The sequence below is a fragment of the Belnapia sp. genome, from assembly GCF_059504005.1.
Genome location: NZ_JCACHU010000119.1, coordinates 1 through 2,554, shown reverse-complemented (window position 1 = coordinate 2,554; position 2,554 = coordinate 1). Strand labels below are relative to the sequence as shown.

At 64.7% G+C, this 2,554-nt stretch carries 1 protein-coding gene; it reads left to right on the top strand.

What is annotated here, in order from left to right:
* On the top strand, positions 1-2,395 hold a 2,395-nt coding region (locus AC5JJ1_RS15830), incomplete at its 5' end, for an ATP-binding protein (protein WP_495786065.1).
* Positions 2,396-2,554 lie beyond the last annotated feature (159 nt).

Below are 2,554 nucleotides of genomic sequence, written 5' to 3'. Positions count from 1 at the left end.
GATCCGGAGCCTGTCGCGGCTATTCGCAATCCGCCGCAAACTTCGCAACAGAACCTTTAAAGGCACCGTCTGCTTCGTAGACCTCGAAACGGTCGGCGACCCTGCATTCGTTCCCGCGGCGGTCGCTGCGGCAATTGGCCTCCCAGGGCAAGCATCCGACTCAATCGCCGCCATCACAGCCTTCTTAATCGACCGGCGAATGCTGCTCATCCTCGACGGCTGCGAGCACGTGATCGAGGCCGCCGCGACGCTTGCTGAGCGCACTTATGTGGCCGCGCCGCTGGTGCAGATCCTGGCGACGAGCCGCGAAGCGCTGAGGGCGGAGGGAGAAAATGTCTACCGCCTTGCACCCCTGGAGAGCCCGCCGGAGCGTGCCGGCCTCTCGGCACTGGAGGCGCTGCGGTATCCCGCCGTGGAGCTTTTTGTGGAGCGCGTGGCGGCCGGGGCGGCCGACTTTGCGCTGAGCGACGCCGATGCGCCAGTTGTGGCCAGCATATGCCGCAACCTCGACGGGGTTGCCCTGGCCATCGAGCTCGCCGCAGGTCGGGTCGGAACCTACAGCGTGCAAGACACGGCTCGGCTCCTCGAGGACCGGCTCCACCTCTTGTGGCCGGGCCGCCGAACTGCGGCGCCGCGCCACCAGACCCTGGCGGCCACGCTCGACTGGAGCTACGACCTCCTTGGCGAGCCGGAACGGATCGTCCTCCGTCGGCTCTCGGTCTTCGCGGGTTTCTTTGACCTTGAAGCGGCACGTGTCGTTGCGTCGGGCGATAATCTTGACGCTGAACGAGTGCTCGATGCAGTCGCTGGGCTCGCCGCTAAGTCTCTTGTCTCCGTGGACCCGTCGGGACCGGCAACCCGCCACCGTCTGCTCGACGCGACGCGCGCCTACGCTGCCGGCAAGCTCGCCGTTAGCGGCGAGAACGCACAGGTTGCCGCCCGGCACGCCGCCCACTTCCAGGAACTGCTGGTGAGACTTGACGCGGCCGCGCCCGATCCGTCGCGGGAGGAAGCGCTCGCGCTGTATGGTGATCACATCGGCAACGTCTGCGCTGCCCTGGACTGGTGCTTTAACAACGGGAACCACGACTTGGGAGGAGCGCTGGTCACTGCCGCGGCGCCGCTCTTCTTCCGCCTGTCGCTGTTAAGCGAATACCGGCGCTGGACCGAACGGGCACTTGCTGCGCTCCAGGTCACCTCGCGCGGGACGCGCAATGAGTTGGAGCTGCAGGCGGCACTCGGCCAATGTATTATGTTCACTCGTGGCAACACGGAAGAGGTGCGAACCGCTTACGAGAGCGCCTTGAAGATCGCCGAGCGGATCGGTTGCGGCGAGTGGCAGATCGAACTCCTGGGCTGGTTGCACTTTTTTTGCCTGCGCACTGGCGACCATCATGGCGCATTCGACTATGCGGAACGTTGTCACATTGCCGCCACTCGCTTCGGTGGCCGGCCGGCAGCCGTGGCGACGGCTCGATGCTACCTCGGGATCGCATGCCACTGGCTCGGCCGCTACGCCGACGCGAACGTGCATTTTGTAGCCGCTCTCGATGCGCCCTCGGTCCTGCGACGCAGGGGATCGAGGCATCCCGGCTTCGACTACAGGACCTACGCCTACATCGGCTTGGCCCGCACCCTCTGGCTCCGCGGCCGCGCCGATCAGGCCGCAGCGGCAGGTTCGCGCGCGACAGAGGAGGTTGTCGAGTTCGGACAGCCCCTGATGCAATGCATGATCTTTCTCTTCAATGCCATCGTTCGTCTGTGGCGTGGCGACTTAGCAGACGCCGAGGCGGCAATTGATGCAGGGATTGCCGTCGCCGAGCGACACTCGATGGGTCCGTACCTCGCTGCTGGACGAGGGATGCGAGGCGAAATCGCGGTCCGTCGCGGAATGGCTAAGGAGGGCGTAGCCATCCTGACCGCAGCGTTGGACGAACTGGAGCGGGATCGTTACGCGTTAATGACCACGGAGTTTACCTTGGCCATCGCGGAGGGTCTACGCGCGATGGGACGGTTCGACGATGGACTGGCTGTGATCGAATCGTCCATCCGGCGCGCCGAGCGGGAAAGCGACCTCTTAGCAATGCCGGAGATGTTTCGCATTCGTGGGAAACTGCTTGCATGTGCGCCTGGCGTGCATCCACGCGAGGCGGAGATCTCACTGACGCAGGCGCTAGAGCTTGCCAAATCCTCCGGTGGACTCGCCTGGGAGCTGCGGGCAGCGACGAGCCTGGCGCGGCTCTGGTCGTCACAGGATCGCAGCCGGGAGGCAGAGCTGCTGCTCACGTCGGTGCATGGCAAATTCACAGAGGGCTTTGGAACGGTTGATTTGCGTGCGGCGGAGCGCCTGCTGCGGCGATTGCGCGGGACCGACGCCGGAGCAATACGCGAGTAAGCCTGTTGCTACGCTTGAGTTTGCGAGATGAGCCGGCGGGACATGACAACGATAATCTTATTGATCCGGCCTGGGCGGTCTTGAAGGCAAGTAGGATCTGCCGACAGCGTGTTGCATGGGTCAGGGGCCTGGACGCATTCGTCCCTGCCCACGCTTGCG